The organism is Asticcacaulis biprosthecium C19, from assembly GCF_000204015.1.
Lineage (GTDB): Bacteria > Pseudomonadota > Alphaproteobacteria > Caulobacterales > Caulobacteraceae > Asticcacaulis > Asticcacaulis biprosthecius.
The window spans coordinates 980611-999819 of record NZ_GL883078.1 but is presented as its reverse complement, the minus strand read 5'-3'; the positions used below and the strand labels follow the sequence as shown (position 1 = coordinate 999819).

The window sequence follows — 19209 nt, the reverse complement described above, 5'->3', positions numbered from 1 at the left end:
AGCCTGTCGAATTTGCAAATAGTCTCATTTTTTTTCGGCGGCGGCACCGATAGTCACCGGCTTGACCGGGGCATCGGGGATGATCTTCTGCAGGCCCTCGACAATGACGCGGTCGCCGGGCTGAAGCCCTTCGGTGACCAGCCACTTGTCGCCGACCGTCTGGGTGGTCTTGACCGGGCGCGGCTGGGCCTTGTTGTCCTTGGAGACAACCATCACCATGGCATTGCCCTTGGGGTCGCGGGTGACGGCCGGCTGCGGCACCAGGATGCCGTTGCCGACCACGCCGGAGATGACCCGGGCCTTGGCGTACATGCCGGGCAGCAGCGCGCCGTTGGGGTTGGGGAACAGGGCACGCAGCGTCACCGTTCCGGTGGCGGGATCGACCGTGACGTCGGAGAACTGCAACCTGCCCTTCAGTGGATAGATGCTGCCGTCGTCGAGGATCAGTTCGACATCGGCGGTGGCGGCTTCGCTGATCTCACCACCGGCGGCGGCGCGCTTCAGGCGGTTTAGTTCGCCGACCGACTGGTTGATGTCGAGATAGACCTGTTCAATGTTCTGGATGCGCGTCAGTTCGGTCGCCTGCGCGGCCGTGACCAGGGCGCCTGGTGTGACGTTGGATTTGCCGATGCGGCCGGAAATCGGGGCGGCAACCTTGGTGTAGTTCAAATTGATCGCGGCGCTTTGCACCGAAGCCTCGGCCGCCTGGACGGAGGCCTTGGCCTGGCCCAGCGCCGCCTGGGCGTCGTCATTCTCCTGCTTGGAGACGGCATTGACCTTGACCAGTTCAGCGTAACGCTCGGCGCGCAGCTTCGCGCTGGTCAGGGCGGCATTGGCTTGGGCCAACTGGGCTTGTGCCTGGGCGTACTGGGCCTGGAAGGGGGCGGCGTCGATCTGGTACAGCGACTGGCCCTGACGGACATAGCCGCCTTCGGTGAACAGGCGCGACTTGATCAGGCCGCTGACCTGGGGGCGAACGTCCGAGACGAGATAGGCGGAGGTCCGTCCGGTCAGTTCCGTCGTGATCGGCACGGCTTCGGACTGGACGGTGACGATACCGACCTCGGTTGCGCTGCCTTGGGGCATACCTTCCGGCTTCTTGCCGCAAGCCGTGACCGCGAGCGAGGCTGCCAGCAAGACCGCCACCGGCAAGGCGCCGCGCGTAATGGACGAAAAAGACGAGGGCATGCGGATTCTCCGGGAGACGAACGGCGAGTCTTGATGACGCAGAGGGTACTGAATTTTGTTTGCGCCGCAATGCCGACAAGAACTGTCAGTAGAGATGCGAAAAATGAGAATGATCGTTCACTCTCATTTGGGTGGCCTTACGCTGGGACATCGTGTATGTCAAGCGCCAGACGCCATTACAAAATGTTTAAATCCTTATTTACCAAGGCATATGCGTAAAGAATGACGACGGACGCCCTGACCGCGGACTGCACAAAACCTCGCCCCAATCGCGAGGCACGCCGCCAGCATATCCTCGAAGCGACGTTGCGCTGTGTCCGGCGTTCGGGATTCCACGGCGCCAGCATGGCCGATATTGCTGCGGAAGCGAAGATGAGCGTCGGCGTCATCTATCGCTACTTTGCCAACAAGGAAGCCATTGTTGAAGCTATCGTTGCCAATGATCTGGCCGAAATGCGCGCCAAATTCGCCGAGTGGGACGCCACGCCCGACGAGCGGCTGATGGATGTGCTACTGGAGACGATGGAATACGCCATTGCGCACAAGTACGACCCGGACAATGCGGCCCTGGCTTTGGAAGTGCTGGCGGAAGCCGCGCGCAATCCGCGTGTGGCGGCCATCGTCCAGGCCGCCGACATCGAGGAGCGCGAACTGGGCCGGGGATTGTGCCGTCGGCTGAATCCGGGCCTTGGCGATCCGGCCTTGATGGACGCACGCGGCGAGATCATCGGGATGATTTTCGACGGCATGATGATCCGGGCGATTTCCAACCCGAACATGGACCGCAAGGCCTTGCTGGTCGGGTTGCGCCAGGTCATGCAGGTTCTGTTTACGATGCCGGCGTGCATTCCAGGCCAGATCCGTTAGGCGCCAGCGGGGCGAACAAGCTGCGCACTTTTTTCGCGCCAAACGCCCCACGATTTGCTACGCCTACGCAAAACCTTTTGGGGGAAAACGATCATGCGTCCTGTCCTTCTGAGCCTGGCCCTGTTCGCCGCAGCTTGTCCCGTGGTGGCCAAGGACGAGGTGCCGTTGCGGCTGGACGGTCTGTTCCAGGACCATATGGTGCTGCCGCGCCATGGCGCGGTCGTGTCGGGCCATGCCGCGCCGGGCGAAGAGATCACGGTCTCCTTCTTCAATATCAGCCAACTGGCCGCCGCCGACGACAAGGGCCGCTTCCAGGTCGAGCTGCCGGATTTTCAGCCCGGCAAGACCAGCCGCCTGTCGGTGTCGACCGGTTCCGGCGACCGCGTCGAATATGATGACGTCATTTCGGGCGACGTCTATCTGTGCTCGGGCCAGTCCAACATGCAGATGTCGGTCAAGCGCGCCCTCAACGAAGACGTGGTCATTTCCAACTCGGCCAATGACCTGATCCGCATGGCCACCATCCCTGTCAATGCTCAGGCCAAACCCCAGGAACGGTTCACGTCGCAGATTGCCTGGCAAAAGGCGGGACCGGACACGGTCGGTGACTGGTCGGCGACCTGCTACTTCTTTGCCGCGTCGCTGCAAAAGCGCGTCCAGGTGCCGATCGGTCTGGTTCATGCCTCCCTGGGTGGGTCAGACATCACCACATGGCTGTCACCCGACGCCCTGCTGCCTGACTATGCCGCCGCCCAGAACCTGCTTAACCTGTATGCCGAGGATGCCGACAAGGCCGGCGCCGAATTCGGTCACAGCTTCGAACAGTGGTGGAAGGACAAGGGTGCGCCCGGAACGCCGTGGGCCGCGACAGCCGCCGATCTGCGCACCTGGCAGGCCGCCCCTAATGTTTCCAGCAATTGGGAAAAGTGGGGTCTGCGCGAACTGGCCAGCTATAATGGCCCGCTGTGGTATGGCGCGATCGTCACCGTGACGGCGGAACAGGCGGCACAGGGCGCGACGCTGGAACTGGGCCGGGTCGACGATATCGACCAGACCTGGCTGAACGGCCAGCCTGTGGGATTTACCTCTGGCGCCGGGACGGAGCGTAAATACAAGCTGCCTGAGGGCGCGCTGGTGGCCGGCGACAATGTCGTTGTCCTCAATGTCGTCGACCTGTGGAGCTATGGCGGCATGTATGGCGACGCCCCACGCCAACTGAAGCTGGCCGACGGCACGGCGGTGCCGCTGACCGGCTGGCGCTGGAACCCGGTGCCGGCAGGTCTAGGCAATCCGCCGCGCGCGCCGTGGGACGCCACCGGCGGGGTCAGCATCCTCAAGAACGGCATGATCGCACCGATGGGTTCCTTCGGTTTTGCCGGAACGGTCTGGTACCAGGGCGAGAGCAATGTCGGCCGGCCCTATCAGAGCCTGATGGCACGTCTGTTCAAGGACTGGCGCAGTCAGTTCGGCGACGACATGGTGTTTGCCGTGGTTCAACTGGCCAATTACGAGAACCGCGCGGTGAAACCGGTAGAATCGGGATGGGCGCGCCTGCGCGAAGACCAGCGCCTGGCGGTTCTGGCAGATGGCAATGCAGTCCTGGCCACAGCGATTGATATCGGCGAGGCGACCGACATCCATCCGGCCAACAAGCAGGTCCTGGGCGAGCGCCTGTCGCGGGCCATGGCCATCAAACTGTATGGGTTCAACGGGTCGGTATCGGGCCCGATGATAACGTCGGTGGTGAAGGACGGCGACCGCCTGGTCCTTACGTTCGACGGCATGGAGGGCGATTTCATCACCTACAGCTCGAACCGGCCGATCGGGTTCGAAGCCTGTGTGGGTAACGAATGCCGCTATGTCGACGCAGAGGCGAGCGGAAAGACGGTGGTGTTGCTGGCAGCGGCCAATGCGACCAAGGTGCGGTTCTGCTGGGCGGATGCGCCGACCTGCAACCTGTATGACGGTAAGACCGGCCTGCCGGCAGTGCCGTTTGAACAGGCGGTAGCGCCCTAACCTCGGTCCCTGGGCTCAAGCGGCCCGAAGTCGATCGCCTTGCAGCCATTGCAGCTGTCGCAGCCCGAGCCGCAGCCGTCGGACTTGGCGGTCGCTTTCTTTGGCAGAAAGCGCTTTAGGATCTGCCACGCTGCGAAGGCTACGATCAGAGCGACGATTACTCCCTGGATCATGATGTCAGTCCCAGGGTTATCTGATAGGTGGCGAAGGCGGCCACATAGGCCAGGGTGAACAGATAGCCGGCGGTAATGGCGACGTATGTCCAGCCGTTGGTCTCGCGCTTGATCACGGCCAGGGTCGACAGGCACTGCGGCGCGAAGACATACCACGCCATCAGCGACAGGGCCGTCGCCAGCGACCACTGCGACGAGATCAACCCGCCCAACTGGCTGGCGATTTCGTCGTCGCTGCCGGCGACGCTGTAGACGGTGCCGAGCGCCGATACCGCCACTTCGCGCGCCGCCAGGCCAGGGATCAGGGCAACACAAATCTGCCAGTTGAAGCCTATGGCATCAAACGCCGGCTGGATGAAATGGCCAATACGGCCGGCGATCGAATAGTCGATATCGGGCCCTGTCGCGCCGTCGGGCTTGCCCGGGAAGGTGACCAGCACCCACAGCAGGGTGTTGACGGCGAAGATGATGCCGGTGATGCGGCGGATGAAGATCATGGCACGCTCCCACAGGCCCAGCGCCAGGCTCTTCAGGTTGGGGAAGCGGTAGGACGGCAGCTCCATCAGCAGCGGATATTCGCGCTTTTCGCGGCGGCTGATCGAAATCACCCACGAAACGATCAGGCCTGACAGGATGCCGATGAGGTACATGCCAAACAGGACGAGCCCCTGAAAGCTGAGGACGCCGAAGACCTGGGTGTTCGGCAGGAAGGCGCCGATCAGCAGGGTATAGACCGGAATCCGTGCCGAGCAGGTCATCAGCGGCGAGATCAGGATGGTGGTCATGCGTTCGCGCAGGTCGGGGATGCTGCGCGTGGCCATGATCCCCGGGATGGCGCAGGCGTGGGAACTGAGCAGCGGAATGAAGGAGCGCCCCGTCAGGCCGGCGGCGCCCATCACCCGATCCAGCAGGAAGGAGGCGCGTGGCAGGTAGCCGGATTCTTCGAGGATCAGGATGAAGAAGAACAGGATGATGATCTGCGGCAGAAAGACCAGGACGCTGCCCAATCCACCGAACAGGGCGTCGGCGATGAAACTTTTCAGCAGGCCGTCGGCCAGAGGTTGTGTCGCAATGCCGCCCAGCCAGGCCAGGCTGGCCTCGATGGCATCCATGGCCGGCGCCGCCCAGGTGAACACCGCCTGGAAGACCAGGAACATGATGAACAGCAGAAGCGGAATGCCCAGCCAAGGATTGAGCAGGAAGCGGTCGAGCGCGTCGTCGGTTTTCGCAGTACGGGTCGGCATGACCACGGTCGCCGACAGAATCCGGCGGGTTTCGTTATGGTCGATGTCGACCGCATTGATGGGCGGCGCTGAGGGCGTGGCACGATCGATCTGCGTGATCAGCGCCTTGGTGCCTTCGGATGTGACGGCGACCGTCTCAATGACCGGCAGCCCCAGTTCGCGTTCAAGAGCGGCGGTATCGATTTCGATGCCGCGCTTGCGGGCCGCATCCATCATGTTCAGCGCCAGCACCATTGGCCGGCCCAGGCGGCGGATTTCCAACACGAAGCGCAGGTGCAGGCGCAGATTGGTGGCGTCGGCGACGCAGACGATCACGTCGGGTACGGCAACGCCTTCAATCTGGCCGAGGCAGGCGTCGCGGGTGATGATTTCGTCGGCACCCAGGGCGTCCAGACTGTAGGTGCCGGGAAGGTCCAGGACATGGACGGTGCGGCCGGACGGCGCGGTAAAGGTGCCTTCCTTGCGCTCGACCGTAACGCCGGCATAGTTGGCAACCTTCTGGCGCGAGCCGGTCAGTTGGTTGAACAGGGCGGTTTTGCCGCAGTTGGGATTGCCGACGAGGGCGATATTGAGCGTGGACATCAGGCCGCCAGTTCTACCGTGACACGGGCGGCCTCGGAGCGGCGCAGGGCAAAGCGGGTAAAGCCGATCTGGATCAGCAGGGGATCTGCGCCGAACGGCCCGCGGCCGACCACCTGAAGCGGTTCCCCGTCGACAAAGCCGATCTCGCGCAGGCGCCGCGCGATCGGATCGGTGTCGGAGGTGTCGCTGACCGCGACGACGCGGGCAGGGGTAAAGGCTTTCAGTTCGGTGAGTTTCATGGCCGCCAGTCAATAAGCTGAGAATGATTATCATTGTGTTGACGGTGGGGTCAAGCGCGTGCGTGCGTTTTGTCTTGCGGCGAAAGGCCGCCAGGTGTTGAGTGCACCAAGTCTTCGGAGGCCCGCCATGATCCGCTTCGTATCGATCTGCCTTGCTCTGGCAGGCTTAAGCGCCTGCGCCAGCCTGCCCCACGGAGAGGCCCCGGCGCGCGTGGAGTTCGTGGTCATCGGTGACACGCCCTACAATGCCAGCGACGAGGCGATGCTGGCCACCGCCATTCCCAAGATCAAGGCGATCAACCCGCCGTTTGTCGTGCATGTCGGTGATGTTCAGTCGGGTGGGGAGGTCTGCGGCGCGCCGGACGACCGGTTTGCAGCACTGGTCGAGGCTTTGCGGCCGATACCGGTCGTCTACACGCCCGGCGACAACGAATGGACCGACTGCGACCGTAAGGACATGCCGGGCACCACGACGAAGTTCTCGGAACTGGCGCGGCTCGACACCCTGCGCAGCCGCTTTTTTGCCACGCCGGCCCTGACTGATCCGTCCTACGCCTACGTCCAGCAGACGGGCCAGCCGGAAAACGCACGTTTCCTGCATGCCGGTCTGGTGTGGACCACCCTGCATATAACCGGCACCAACAATGGCCGCGACTCGGTGATGGGCGATGACCTGACAGCCGCGGCCAAGGCAGCCGAGGCGCGCGAACTGGCCAATGTCGGCTGGCTAAACGAAGCCTTTACCGTCGCCAGGGCCAAGAATGCCCAGGGCGTGGTGGTCATCATGCAGGCTGATATGGTGACCGAGGTCGACCCCACGGCGTTCGGCCATCCCTGCTACGACGCGGTAGCGGGCAAGCGGGAAACACCCTGTGACGGCTTCTTTCCCGTCCGCGACATGTTACCGGCCCTGGCGGCCAGTTTCGGCAAGCCGGTGTTTCTGATTCATGGCGACACAGGCCCGTTTCGTGTGTTCCAGTCCTGGGCGCCCGGTCAGGTCTATGAGCTGAATGCGGCGGGCGACGTCTGGTATCGCGATAGCGGCGAGATGTGCGCCGTGCGCGACGTCACCCATGTCTGGATCGACCTGGACGCGACTGAGCCTTTGCGCGCCCAGGGATTGGTGACGGGCGAAGTGCCGGGAACGACACCATCATCGGCCAGCGACTGCAAGTAGGGTGGAACCCAAATGCCTAACTGTGGTTCGCGATGTCTGGCGCGTCCCTCACGCCACATTATCACCATGTTATTAAGAATCATTCGCATTAAGTCTTGACTCTGCAAATCATTCGCATTATCGCCGCCTCATCAATCTGAGGAGATTAGCGATGCGCACTGCGTTGATGATGACCGTTCCCCTATGGCTGTTAGCGGCAGCCGCGTCTGTGCTGGCTGACGATCTGGCCCCGGTCGCTGACGATGGCGCTGTCGCCATCCTGGCAACCCGTTCCGAAAAAGCCGTCGACGACGTACCGGCCACGGTCAGCGTCATCACCGACACTGACATGGACGACCAGCTGGTCAGCGACATCAAGGATCTGGTCCGCTACGAGCCTGGCGTGTCGGTGCGCAATTCGCCGGCGCGTTTCACGGCGGCTGGCGCCTCTACGGGCCGGGATGGCAATGCCGGTTTCAACATCCGTGGCCTGGAAGGCAATCGCGTCCTGATGACGGTGGACGGTATCCGCGTGCCCGACGGCTTCTCGTTCGGCGGCCAGAATGCCGGCCGTGGCGATTATGTCGGCCTGGACCTTCTGAAATCGGTCGAAATTCTGCGCGGTCCCGCCTCGGCGCTGTATGGTTCGGACGGTATCGCCGGCGCAGTCAACTTCACCACCAGGGATCCGGCCGACTTTCTGAAGGGCGCCAAGCCTTTCGGCGGTCAGATCAAGTTTGGCCGCAATAGCGCCGACGACAGCCAGGGCGGCGGACTGGTCCTGGCCGGCCGCCACGGTGAACTGTCGGGCATGGTGGCCTGGTCCCAGCGCGCCGCACACGAACAGGCAACACAAGGCGACAACGATGCGCCCAACATCACCCGCACCACACCCAACCCGCAGGATATTGACAGCCAGTCGCTGCTGGCCAAGCTGGTTTACGAGCCTTCCGACACCCATCGCCTGCGCCTGACCTATGACCGTCAGGAATCGCAAGTCGACACCAGCGCCTGGTCAGCCGTCGCCGTTCCGCCGCTCGTTTCGACCTCGACCCTGAGCCTGTGGGCGAGGGACACGACCGATCGTGACCGGATCAGCGTGGACTACGGCTATCGCGGCGACGGCGTCGTCAAGACCGCCCTGGTCGCCGTGTACGGCCAGAGCTCTCACAGCGATCAGGTCTCGTCCGAGGACCGCAACACCGCCGCCGACCGCACCCGGATCAATCGTTTCGACACCGAGAGCGTCGGGAGCAGCGTCACGCTGACCAGTGAATTCGCCACGGGCAGCGTGACGCACAACCTCATCTATGGCGGCGACTGGTCGAAGACGACCCAGGAATCGCTGCGCGACGGCACCGTGCCGCCGGTCGGCGAAACCTTCCCGACGCGCGCCTTCCCCAATACCGACTATAGCCGCACCGGCCTGTATGTTCAGGACGAAATCACCGCGCTCGACGGCAGGTTATCGCTGTTCCCGGCTCTCCGCTTTGACAGCTATGAGCTGACGCCGAAGCCGGATGCCTTGCTGACCGGCTTCACGGCCTCGTCCCAGAACGGTTCGCGCGTCTCGCCCAAGCTCGGCGGTCTGTACCGCGTCACAGGCAACCTGTCGGTCTTCGTCAACTATGCCGAGGGCTTCAAGGCGCCGGCCCCGTCCGAGGTCAACAACGCCTTCGCCAACCTGGTCTCCAATTACATGACGCTTCCCAATCCGGATCTGAAGCCGGAAACCAGCAAGACCTGGGAAGGCGGCCTGCGCTACCGCAACGATGTGTTCTCGGGCACCGTCACGGTGTTCTCTGCAAAGTATGACGACTTCATCGAACAGGTCTTTATCGGCGGCACCTTCACGGCCAGCGACCCGGCGAGATACCAGTATGTCAACCAGTCCAAGGTCGAGATCGAGGGCGCCGAGGCCCGAGGCACCTTGAAGATAGGTGAACGCTTCACCTTCGATGTGGCGGCGTCCACGGCGCGCGGCACCAACACCACGACCGGTGTGGCTCTGGCCAGCATCGATCCGGCCAAGCTGGTCCTGGGCCTGAGCTATCGTGCTCTCTCGGGCCATTTCGGCGGGGGCCTGCATACGACGACGGTTGTTCGCAAAGACGCCGAGCGGTTGGGCGTGACCTGCACCGGCGGCTGCTATGTACCCGATGCCTTTGCCACGGTCGACCTGACCGGATGGTGGGATGTCACGGATAGCGCCACCGTCCGGGCCGGCGTCTTCAACCTGACCAACGAAAAATACGCGTGGTGGAGCGACGTCCGCGGCCTGGCCCGCACCTCAACCATCAAGGACGCCTACACCCAGCCCGGGGTCAACGGCGCCGTATCGCTGACGGTGAAATTCTAAGGGAAATGTCTCATGAAAAAGCTCTATCTGTCTCTTCTGGTCCTGCCGTTCATGGCTTCGGCGGCCCTGGCCCATTCGCCCTATTTGAAGCCAAACACCTTCAATCCCGATACCAAGCGGCCCCATGTTACGGTCGAAGCGTCGTTCGCCGAAGGTGATCTGCGGCCCGACGTCGCCATGATGTCCGATCATTTCGTCGTGGTCGGACCCGACGGCACGGTCACGCCTCTGACCCCGGCCGGCCGACTGAAGGACGCCAGCTTCCTGGAGGTGCCGCTGGGGGGCGCCGGTACCTATCGGGTCACCTCGGGCCTGCGCACCGGCCGGGTCGCCAAGGCCGCGGTCAATAACGGTCAGCTCCATTTCCAGGAAGGGCCGCAAGCCAAATCGGAACCGGGTGCCGTCATCGTGGATGTCCAGAGCCTGACCCGCGCCGATGTCTATATTAGCAAGGGCAAGCCCGGCCTCTTGCCGCCCGCCGGCACCGGCGTCGAGCTGCAACCCCTGACGGCGCCCAATGATGCCTATGCCGGCGAGGCCGTCCGCTTTGCCGTCCTGGCAGACGGCAAGCCGCTGAGCGGCGAGCGCGTCACCATCGTCACCGACGGTCAGACCTATGCCACGAATAAGACCGCCGAGTTCGATCTGGTGTCGGATGCCAGGGGCGAGGTCAGTTTCACCCCAGCCAATGCCGGCCTCTACTTGATCCAGGTCCGCGTCCGCCGCCCGGCCTCTGACACCACCTGGACCAGTTCCACCGCCACCGTAACCCTTGAAGTTCTGCCCCAATGAGAGCCGCTATGAAAACGCTTATACCCGCCTTGGCCGTCCTGGCCGCCTTTAGCGCCGGCCCGGCGTTTGCCGTATCACACGCCATCACCGGCATGATCGAGGAATACGACACCAACAAGGACGGCCAGGTCACCCGTGCCGAGTTCGAGGCCTATCGCCAGGTTCGCTTTGACGAGACCGACAGCGACAAGAACGGTGAACTGTCGCAGGACGAATATGTCGCCGAGTTCGAAGCACGGCTGAACGAGGACCTGAAGACGTTCGACCGCGACGAGGAGAAGCGGCGCGAGGAATATCAGCGCCAGATGCGCCAGGCCCATGTGCGTTTCGGCGTCCTTGACAAGGACAAGAGCGGGCGCATGACCTTTGCGGAGTTCCTCGCGTCGGGGATCGGCATGTTCGAACGCCAGGACCGCGACAAGAATGGGGTTATCAACCAGACGGATAGCGATCTGCTGAAAGCCGAAACCGTAGCCGGCAAGGGCGACGATTTCATCGCCCCCTAAGATTTCACCTTGCCAAAGGCGGGCCTGATTGTTAATGCGAATGATTATCAAGTCCGCCCTTCCTGTTCCTCCCGCTTATCCGTTCCCGATGTCCTCACCCTCGCCCGTGCTTTCAGGTTCTTTGGCAGGCTTCTGGCGCAACCAGTTGCGCCAATGGCACTGGATCAGCTCAGCCCTTTGCCTGGTCGGCCTGTTGCTGTTCTCGGTGACCGGCTTCACCCTGAACCATGCGTCGCAGATCGAGGCGCAACCGAAGACGCAGCGGGTGGAAAAGGATCTCTCGGAAGCCGGCTTCAACGGTCTGTCCAAGGCGGAAACCGGCAAGCCGGTACCGGCGGAACTGGCCCGGGAAATCAAGGCCTTGACCGGTGCTGACGTGGCGCGGGTCAAGGCCGAGGTCTCCGAGGACGACATCTATATCGACTTGACCGGTCCCGGCGTCGACACCTCGGTGACCATCGACAAGGCCGACGGCCACGTCAGTTACGAGCGCACCGACCGGGGTGTGATCGCTGTCCTCAACGACCTGCACAAGGGCCGCAACACCGGTGCCGTCTGGTCGCTGTTCATCGATATCCTGGCCATAGCCTGCGTGATCTTCTCGGTCACCGGTTTTGGCCTGTTGTGGCTCTACGCCAAAAACCGCCGCATCACCTGGCCCCTGGCGGCTGCCGGCCTGGTCATTCCCTTTATCCTGTTCATGGTGTTCGTACATGCTTAAGACACAGATGTTCCTTGCCGGCGGTGCGCTGGCCCTCACGGCGACCGGTGCGAGCGCCGGTCAACTGGTTCTGGACGTCGAGATTCCCCAGCACAAGGTCGCCGAGTACCATAAGCCCTACGTCGCCGGCTGGCTGGAAAACGCCTCGGGCGCGCACGCCGGCAACCTGTTCGTCTGGTACGACGTCAAGAAGCGTGATGGCGCCGGCCAGAAGTGGCTGCAGGACATGCGCGTCTGGTGGCGAAAGAGCGGCCGCGACCTGAAGCTGCCGATCGACGGCGTCACCTCGACGACCCGCGCGCCGGGCCGCCAGACCCTGAGCATCGATACCGCCAAGATCGCCGGCCTGAAGCCCGGCGCCTATGTCCTGGTGGTCGAGGCTTCGCGTGAAGCCGGAGGCCATGACCTGGTCAAGGTGCCCTTCACCTACACGCCCGGCAAGGGGGGCGCGGTATCGGGCAAGGGTGACGGCGAACTGGGTACGGTCAGCCTGACCTACAAGCCGTGAAACCCGAAAGCGTCAGCGGCCGCAAGGTTCTGATCCCGCCACTCGGCGGCATGCCCAGGCCGCACCCGACCGCGCGTAAGTACGTCCTGGAAGGCGAGGCCTTCGCCACGGCCTGGAAGGTGATCCTGCTGGCCGATCCCGGCCTGAGCGAACGCGCGTTCGCCCACCTGAACAAGCGCCTGGAAACCAAGCTGGATCAGGTTGATCGCGAAATGTCGCCCTATCGGGCGGACAGCGATCTGACGCGTTTCAACACTGCCGAACCCGGTAGTTTCGTAGAGCTGCCGCCGATGTTCACCGTGGTCATGGGACACGCCCTGGACACGGCGCGCCTCAGTGGCGGCGCCTTTGACCCCTGCCTGCTGGACGCCGTCGAGGCATGGGGCTTCGGCGCAAAGGCCGTCCCCGACGGCCTGGCCGATGTCTCCGGCTTGAGCGGCGGCGGCTGGCGTCAGCTGACCTGGCAGGCCGACGGCATGGTCAGGCCGCAGGGCGTGCGCATCGATCTGTGCGCCATCGCCAAGGGATTTGCCGCCAACGAACTGCTGCGCCTGGTCAAGGCTGAGCCCGGCTGCGTCGCCGCCCTGGTCGAGGTCGGCGGGGAACTGACAGGCTGGGGCGTGCAGCCGGACGGTCTGCCGTGGTGGGTCGAGATCGAAGGTGCTGACGCCGTCATCGCCCTGCATGAAATGGCCGTCGCCACCTCGGGCGACAGCCGGCGCTTCTTCGTCCACAACGGCAAGGTGATGTCGCACACCATCGACGCCAAGACTTGCGCCCCGACTGCGTCGAATATCACCGGCGCCACCGTGCTGGATCCCGCCTGCTGGCGGGCTGACGCCCTGGCCACGGCACTGATGGTGATGGGGGAGGCGAAGGCGCTCGACTTCGCCACCCGCCAAAACATTGCCTGCCTTTTACGGGTACGCGACGGCGACAGTGTCCGCGAAGTCTTGAGCCCCGCCCTGGAGGCCTGGCTGTGACCGAACTGATGACCCAGGATACGGAGCGCTGGCTGTGGGCGTGGGGGGCAATGGCCTTTTTTGTCCTAACCTGCCTGTGGTCGCTGTGGCCGCGCACGAAGATCGCCGGCTCGGCGGATTATCTGGTGCTGTTCGCCTCCCAGACCGGCCAGGCCGAGGAGATCGCCCGCCACAGCCACGCCCAACTGGTGGCCGGTGGCCGCGATGCTGTCGTGGTGTCGTTGCGCGATGCCGGCGCCGATAGGCTGAGTGCCGCCAAGGTGATTCTGGTCGTGGCTTCGACGACGGGTGACGGCGACGCGCCGGATGAAGGGGTCGGGTTCGAGCGCGGGCTGTTGTGCAAGACGCTCGACCTGGCCAATCGCCGGTTTGCTGTCCTGGCCCTGGGCGACCGCAAGTACGATCGCTTCTGCGCCTTTGGGCGCCGCATTTTCGATTGGCTGGAAGCCAACAAGGCCCACGCCCTGGTGCCGTGCATTGAGGTCGACGATCTCGATGCCGTCGCCTTGAAACAATGGGACGATCTACTGCATGGCCTGGGCGCCGGCGACGCGGCTGACGAGGCTGTGTTTGCGCCATGGCGGCTGGCGTCGCGAGGGCGTCTCAATCCACAGGGTGAGCAGCCGCTGTATCGCCTGCGCCTGACAGCGGATGTCTTGCCGAACTGGCAGGCCGGTGATCTGGCCGAGATTTTGACCGCTGATGGTCATCGCCGCGACTATTCCCTGGCCTCCCTGCCGGATGAAGGTCATGTCGAACTCTATGTCCGCTCGGTCGAAGGTGGTCCCGGCTCGACGCTTCTGACGCAAACCCTGACTGTCGGCGACACTGTGCCGCTGCGCATCAAGGCCCATCGCAACTTCCATGCGCCGGAAGGTGATGGTCCGGTGCTGATGGTCGCGGCCGGCTCCGGCCTGGCCGGGCTGCGTGCCCATATCCGCCAGACGAAGACTCCCGGCTGGTTGGTCTATGGCGAACGCCATCCGGTCCGCGACGGCGCGCTCTGTACTGAGGCGAAATCCCTGCCGCTGAAACGGCTCGACCTGGCCTACTCCCAGCCCGACGACGGTGACGGCCAATATGTTCAAGACCTTCTGGCCGCCCATGGCGCCGAGGTCCGCGACTGGCTCGGCGGCAATGGCGCCCTGCTAGTGTGCGGCGGTCTGGCCATGGGGCAGGGGGTGGATGCCGCCCTGCGCGCTATTCTCGGGGATGCCTGGATCGAAGCCGCTTTGGCTGCCGGGCGATATCGCAGGGATTTATACTGACCGCGGCCGGTAGACTCAGACGACGGAACACACGGAAAGAGGCGGAAAGAAGCGGAATTCCGGTTGCGGCACCTCCCGCGCGAAGCGCCGTCAGTCATCGTAATATGAGCTTTCGCGCGGGCAGTTCCGCACCCTGAATTCCGTGTTTTCAGTGTCGCTGCGCAGCAGCCTCCGTGTGGTCCGTGTTCCCGGTCTTCGTCTCAGAGAGCTCTTCGCGAGCCAGCCTGCCGCTGGCGTTGACGAGGAACACGGAAAACACCGAAGCGCCGCCGATGGCGGCGTGCACGGAAGACACGGAATTCAGGGTGCTCAACGACGAACGCAGAATGTCACCGCTGATGGGAGTGAAGGCGCTTCGCGCGGGAGGTCGGTCCCCCGAAATTCTCTTTCTTTCCATCTCTTTTCCAAATCTGATACGCATTCGCAAAATGCCAGTTGCGAATGACTTGCATGAGTGATACGGGATCCGCAATCTGTTCAGGAGCTGGCCCATGACGTTCAAATCCTCACTTCTCGCCGCGAGTGCCCTGGCCCTGGCTATCGGTGGGTTGATGGCGTTGCCGGCCTCCGCCCACCGCCAGTGGCTGCTGACCTCGACCAACTATGTCGACGGCAAGGACCGCTACGTCACGGTGGATGCCGCTGTGTCGGAAGGCCTGTTCGACTTCGACCACCTGCCGATCAAGCTCGACAATGTGGTCGTCACCGGCCCGGATGGTGGCACCGTCACGCCGGAAAACGTCGGCAACGGCAAGTTTCGCACTACCTTCGACCTGAACCTGGCCAAGGACGGTACCTATCGCATCGCCAATGTCTCCACCGCCATCATGGGTCGTTATACGCTGAATGGCGAGCAGAAGCGCTTTCGCGCCACTGAAGCCGACCTGGCCAGCCAGATTCCCGCCGGCGCCACCGATGTTGCGATGACGCGCACCTATGGCCGGGTCGAAACCTTCGTCACTTCGGGCCACGCCAGCGACGGCGTACTGGAACCGACGGGGCAAGGGCTTGAACTGGTGCCCCTGAGCCATCCGTCGGAACTGGTGGCGGATGAACCGGCGAAGTTCCGCGTTCTGCTGGACGGTCAGCCCCTTGCCGGCCTGAACCTCACGGTCGTACCCGGTGGGGGCAAGTATCGCAGCAATCTGAAGGATTTTAGCGTCACGTCGGATGCCAATGGCGATGTGACCATCGCCTGGCCTATGGCCCAGACCTACTGGATCGGTGCCAGCTATCCGGCGCGTGTGCAACAGCCCGAAGGGACGCCGCCGGATCCCAACGCGCCCATGCCCGAAAAGCGCTGGTCGTACACGGGCGTGTTTCAGGTGATGCCCTTCTGACACATGCTGTCGAACGGTAACCGCCAGGACACATTTTGTTCATTTGCGGCTTGCAAATGCGAATGACTTGCAATAACGATCTCTTGCCTTTCGCCGAAACCCGGCATCCTCCCCGGCCCCGGCCGGACATCGAAAACAACCCGATCGGAGAACCGGTTGGGAAAAAGGAACTAACGTCTGATGACCGCCTCCATCCGCAGCCGTAAACACAGCCCCGCCCGTTACGCCGCCCACTATGCAACCCTGGCCGCCCTGGCCCTGACCGTACCCGCCTTGGCCCCCGTAAGTGTTTTGGCCGACGACGTCGCCGACTCCACCAGCGAAGTCGTCGTCAAGGGCGAGCGCCAGGGCTTCAAGGCCGCAGCGACCAGCTCCGACAAGCGCACCCAGGCCCAGCTCGACACGCCCCAGACTATGGTGGTCATCACCAGCGACGTCATCCGCCAGCAGGGCGCGACGACCCTGATGGACGCCTTGCGCAACACACCGGGCATCACCATTCAGCTGGGCGAAAACGGCAATACCTCGGCTGGCGATACCTTCCAGCTGCGCGGCTTCTCGTCGCAGACCTCGCTGTTCCTCGACGGCCTGCGCGACCTGGGTGCCGTCACCCGCGATACCTTCAATGTCGGCCAGATCGAAGTCGCCAAGGGCGCCGCCGGTTCGGAATTCGGCCGTGGTTCGTCGTCGGGCTACATCAATCTGGTCTCCAAGCTGCCGCGTCTGGGCGGCGGATCGTCGGCGACCCTGTCGGCCTACAGCTCGGGTGGCTATCGCGGCACGGCGGACTTCGATGCTGCCACCGGCGACACCAGTGCCTTGCGTGTGAACGTCTTCACCCAGGACATTGATGCCGCTGGCCGCGACGTCGCCAACCGCTCGGGCTGGGGTATTGCGCCGGCCTGGGCTACGGGTCTCGGCACCAACACCCGGTTCTACGTCTTCGGGCAGGTGGTGAAGCAGGACAATGTGCCCGACGGCGGTATCCCGACCATTGGTTACGACGGCTACGACTATCCGACCAACGCTACGATCAAAGCCGGGCAGCGCGTCAATCGCGAGAACTTCTATGGTTCGGTCAATGACCATGAAGACGTCGAAGCGGCCCTGATCACCAGCAAGATCGAACACGACTTCGCCTCGGGCCTGAAGCTGAGCAACACCACCCGCTACGGCCATTCGACCATGGACCGCGTCCTGACCGGTGTGAACACCGGCGCGACCGGCATTACCGCGCCGAACCTCAATGACCCGGCGACCTGGACCGTCAACCTGTCGCGCCAGAAGGTCGACCAGGAAAACACCATCCTGGCCAATGCCACTAATCTGCGCGGTAGCTGGACGACGGGTTCGATCACCCACGACCTGTCGGGCGGGGTCGAAGTGTCGTCGGAGAGCCAGTTCAACCGCACCTACAACACCAGCTATGTCACGCCGACGGGTACCGTCAGTGTCACCGTCCCCGTGGCCAACCTGTACAACCCGAACCCGAACCAGGCCCTGCCGGACCCTCTGGACACCGGCGCCTATAGCGATGGCGAAACCACCACGGTGGCCGCCTATCTGTTCGACACGGTGAAGCTGGGTGACCAGTGGCTGGTCAATGGTGGGGTCCGCGTCGACAGCTACAAGACCACGACCCGCGGTGCCCGCCGTACGACGGCGACCGATACGGGCTATACCGTCGGGACCCTGATCCCGGTGAACCTGAGCAAGGACGGCACGGCCGTGAGCTGGAATGCCGGTGTGGTCTACAAGCCGCGCGCCAATGGCAGCCTCTACGCCGCCATCGGCAATTCCGTCACGCCGCCGGGCAGCGCCAACTTTGCCCTGTCGGACACGGCGACCAATATCGGCAGCCCGAATCTGGACCCGCAGGAAACGGCCAATATCGAGGTCGGTACCAAGTGGGACCTGCTGGACAACCGCCTGTCCCTGACCGCGGCCTGGTACGCGACCTCACATCAGAACGAAATCGTCGAGGACATCGATCCGGGCGCCGGCATCACGGTTCGCCAGTTCGGCAAGCGTAAGGTCGAGGGGCTGGAATTCGGCGCCGTCGGTCAGGTCACGCCGAAGTGGCAGGTCATTGCCGGCCTGGCGACCATGGACACTTCGGTCGAAGAGGGCCAGGCCACCGGCAACAACGCCACAGGTGCGGCGGCGCGCTGGTCGCCCGACCTGACCGGTTCGCTGTGGACGTCGTATGATGTGACCGAAAAGTTCACGGTCGGCATCGGCGGTAACTACACCTCCGAGCAACTGCGCGTTGTGGCGCCGGGGGCGGCCGCTTCGTCCGGCCTGAGCGAAATCCCCGCCTACTGGGTCCTCAACGCCATGGCCGCCTACGACCTGAGCGAGCGCGTCGCGGTCCAGCTCAACATCTACAACCTGCTGGACGAAGACTATATCGCTTCGCTCAACAATGGCGGCGGCCGGATCTTCCCCGGCGCCCCGCTGAACGGCATGCTGACCCTGGCGGTCCGGTTCTAATCAGGAGCCTTCAGGTTGAGTTCCATGCCTCGCCGGTACTAAACCGGCGGGTTCTTTTTCGGATTTACCGTCATGATGCTGCATATCCCTGAGGTCCTGACCCGCGATGAGATCGCCTATATCCGCGGCAAGCTGGAGACGGCGCGCTGGCAGGACGGGCGCAGCTCCGCCGGTCCCCAGGCGGCCGGCGTCAAGAGCAATGCGCAGTTACCGCATGACGCGCCCGAAGCGGCCGAACTGAGCGGGATGGTCGAAGCGGCACTGCGCCGGCATCCCCTGTTCCTGTCGGCGGCCATCCCGCACATCATCCTGACGCCACGCTTCAATGCCTATGAGACGGGGGCCCAGTTCGGCAACCATATCGACGGCGCGCTGCAGACCGATGTCGGCCGAGGGATTGTGGCGCGGACGGATATCTCAACGACTCTGTTTCTGGTCGAGCCGGAAGACTATGACGGCGGTGATTTGGTCGTTGAGGACACCTATGGCGCCCATGAGGTCAAGCTGCCGGCGGGGGATGCGATCCTGTATCCGTCGACGTCGCTGCATCGGGTCGAGCCGGTGACGCGCGGGGTAAGGCTGGCGTCATTCCTGTGGACCCAGAGCCGGGTGCGCGATGAAGCCCACCGCCGGATGCTGTTTGAGCTGGACATGACGGTTTTGAAGCTGCGCAGCGAGCAGGGGGACACACCGGAGGTGGTCAGCCTGACAGGGCTTTATCACAACCTGCTGAGGCAGTGGGCGAGCTAAACTCATCCTCCCCCGTTGCACGGC

Annotated in this window: 17 protein-coding genes; 13 read left to right on the top strand and 4 right to left on the bottom strand. The window is 63.5% G+C overall.

Annotated features, from left to right (window positions below; all coding sequences use genetic code 11):
• Positions 1 to 24 precede the first annotated feature (24 nt).
• The gene (locus tag ABI_RS14870; protein ID WP_006273860.1) at positions 25 to 1188 is read right to left on the bottom strand and encodes an efflux RND transporter periplasmic adaptor subunit; all 1164 of its coding nucleotides are present in this window, start codon (positions 1186 to 1188) and stop codon (positions 25 to 27) included.
• Between the two features lie 222 nt (positions 1189 to 1410).
• Here ABI_RS14870 and ABI_RS14865 point away from each other — a divergent pair, with 222 nt between their 5' ends.
• Both ABI_RS14865 and ABI_RS14860 read left to right on the top strand, forming a co-directional pair.
• Complete coding sequence (locus tag ABI_RS14865) at positions 1411 to 2055, top strand: TetR/AcrR family transcriptional regulator (protein WP_040309307.1); 645 nt, start codon at positions 1411 to 1413, stop codon at positions 2053 to 2055.
• Between the two features lie 93 nt (positions 2056 to 2148).
• On the top strand, positions 2149 to 4071 hold the full coding sequence (locus ABI_RS14860; protein WP_006273858.1) for a sialate O-acetylesterase: 1923 nt from the start codon (positions 2149 to 2151) through the stop codon (positions 4069 to 4071).
• Here the strand turns inward: ABI_RS14860 and ABI_RS26700 are convergent.
• Genes ABI_RS26700 through ABI_RS14850 form a run of 3 tightly spaced genes read right to left on the bottom strand, consistent with a single transcriptional unit; the run spans position 4068 to position 6309 of the window.
• Positions 4068 to 4244 (bottom strand): FeoB-associated Cys-rich membrane protein, encoded by a 177-nt coding sequence (locus ABI_RS26700; RefSeq protein WP_006273857.1) that lies wholly within the window; start codon positions 4242 to 4244, stop codon positions 4068 to 4070. The genes ABI_RS14860 and ABI_RS26700 overlap by 4 nt on opposite strands.
• Positions 4241 to 6070, bottom strand: a complete 1830-nt coding sequence (gene feoB, locus ABI_RS14855; protein ID WP_006273856.1) for a ferrous iron transporter B — start codon at positions 6068 to 6070, stop codon at positions 4241 to 4243. Before feoB ends, ABI_RS26700 begins: the two co-directional genes overlap by 4 nt.
• A complete protein-coding gene (locus ABI_RS14850; RefSeq protein ID WP_006273855.1) occupies positions 6070 to 6309 on the bottom strand; it encodes a FeoA family protein in 240 nt (79 codons plus the stop codon). Before ABI_RS14850 ends, feoB begins: the two co-directional genes overlap by 1 nt.
• Positions 6310 to 6436: 127 nt before the next feature.
• Here ABI_RS14850 and ABI_RS14845 point away from each other — a divergent pair, with 127 nt between their 5' ends.
• From ABI_RS14845 to ABI_RS14790, 11 genes are all read left to right on the top strand, one after another.
• On the top strand, positions 6437 to 7486 hold the full coding sequence (locus ABI_RS14845; RefSeq protein WP_040309306.1) for a metallophosphoesterase: 1050 nt from the start codon (positions 6437 to 6439) through the stop codon (positions 7484 to 7486).
• Between the two features lie 166 nt (positions 7487 to 7652).
• Entirely contained in the window at positions 7653 to 9824 is a 2172-nt protein-coding gene (locus tag ABI_RS14840; RefSeq protein ID WP_006273854.1) for a TonB-dependent hemoglobin/transferrin/lactoferrin family receptor, read from the top strand.
• Positions 9825 to 9836: 12 nt separating this feature from the next.
• The gene (locus ABI_RS14835; protein ID WP_006273853.1) at positions 9837 to 10616 is read left to right on the top strand and encodes a DUF4198 domain-containing protein; all 780 of its coding nucleotides are present in this window, start codon (positions 9837 to 9839) and stop codon (positions 10614 to 10616) included.
• An 8-nt stretch (positions 10617 to 10624) separates the two neighbouring features.
• Entirely contained in the window at positions 10625 to 11122 is a 498-nt protein-coding gene (locus ABI_RS14830; RefSeq protein ID WP_040309305.1) for an EF-hand domain-containing protein, read from the top strand.
• An 88-nt stretch (positions 11123 to 11210) separates the two neighbouring features.
• Complete coding sequence (locus tag ABI_RS14825; RefSeq protein ID WP_040309473.1) at positions 11211 to 11843, top strand: PepSY-associated TM helix domain-containing protein; 633 nt, start codon at positions 11211 to 11213, stop codon at positions 11841 to 11843.
• Positions 11836 to 12351 (top strand): DUF2271 domain-containing protein, encoded by a 516-nt coding sequence (locus tag ABI_RS14820; protein WP_040309304.1) that lies wholly within the window; start codon positions 11836 to 11838, stop codon positions 12349 to 12351. Before ABI_RS14825 ends, ABI_RS14820 begins: the two co-directional genes overlap by 8 nt.
• On the top strand, positions 12348 to 13334 hold the full coding sequence (locus ABI_RS14815) for an FAD:protein FMN transferase (RefSeq protein ID WP_006273849.1): 987 nt from the start codon (positions 12348 to 12350) through the stop codon (positions 13332 to 13334). The genes ABI_RS14820 and ABI_RS14815 overlap by 4 nt, the downstream gene beginning before the upstream one ends.
• A complete protein-coding gene (locus ABI_RS14810; RefSeq protein ID WP_006273848.1) occupies positions 13331 to 14602 on the top strand; it encodes an NADPH cytochrome P450 oxidoreductase family protein in 1272 nt (423 codons plus the stop codon). The genes ABI_RS14815 and ABI_RS14810 overlap by 4 nt, the downstream gene beginning before the upstream one ends.
• Before the next feature lie 491 nt (positions 14603 to 15093).
• Positions 15094 to 15942: a DUF4198 domain-containing protein gene (locus tag ABI_RS14800; RefSeq protein ID WP_006273847.1), complete on the top strand. Its 849-nt coding sequence runs from the start codon at positions 15094 to 15096 to the stop codon at positions 15940 to 15942.
• 180 nt (positions 15943 to 16122) lie between these two features.
• Entirely contained in the window at positions 16123 to 18435 is a 2313-nt protein-coding gene (locus tag ABI_RS14795; protein ID WP_006273845.1) for a catecholate siderophore receptor Fiu, read from the top strand.
• Between the two features lie 72 nt (positions 18436 to 18507).
• Positions 18508 to 19185 carry a Fe2+-dependent dioxygenase gene (locus tag ABI_RS14790; protein ID WP_006273844.1) on the top strand — a complete coding sequence of 226 codons (678 nt, stop codon included), beginning with the start codon at positions 18508 to 18510 and terminating at the stop codon, positions 19183 to 19185.
• The last annotated feature ends 24 nt before the right edge of the window (positions 19186 to 19209 follow it).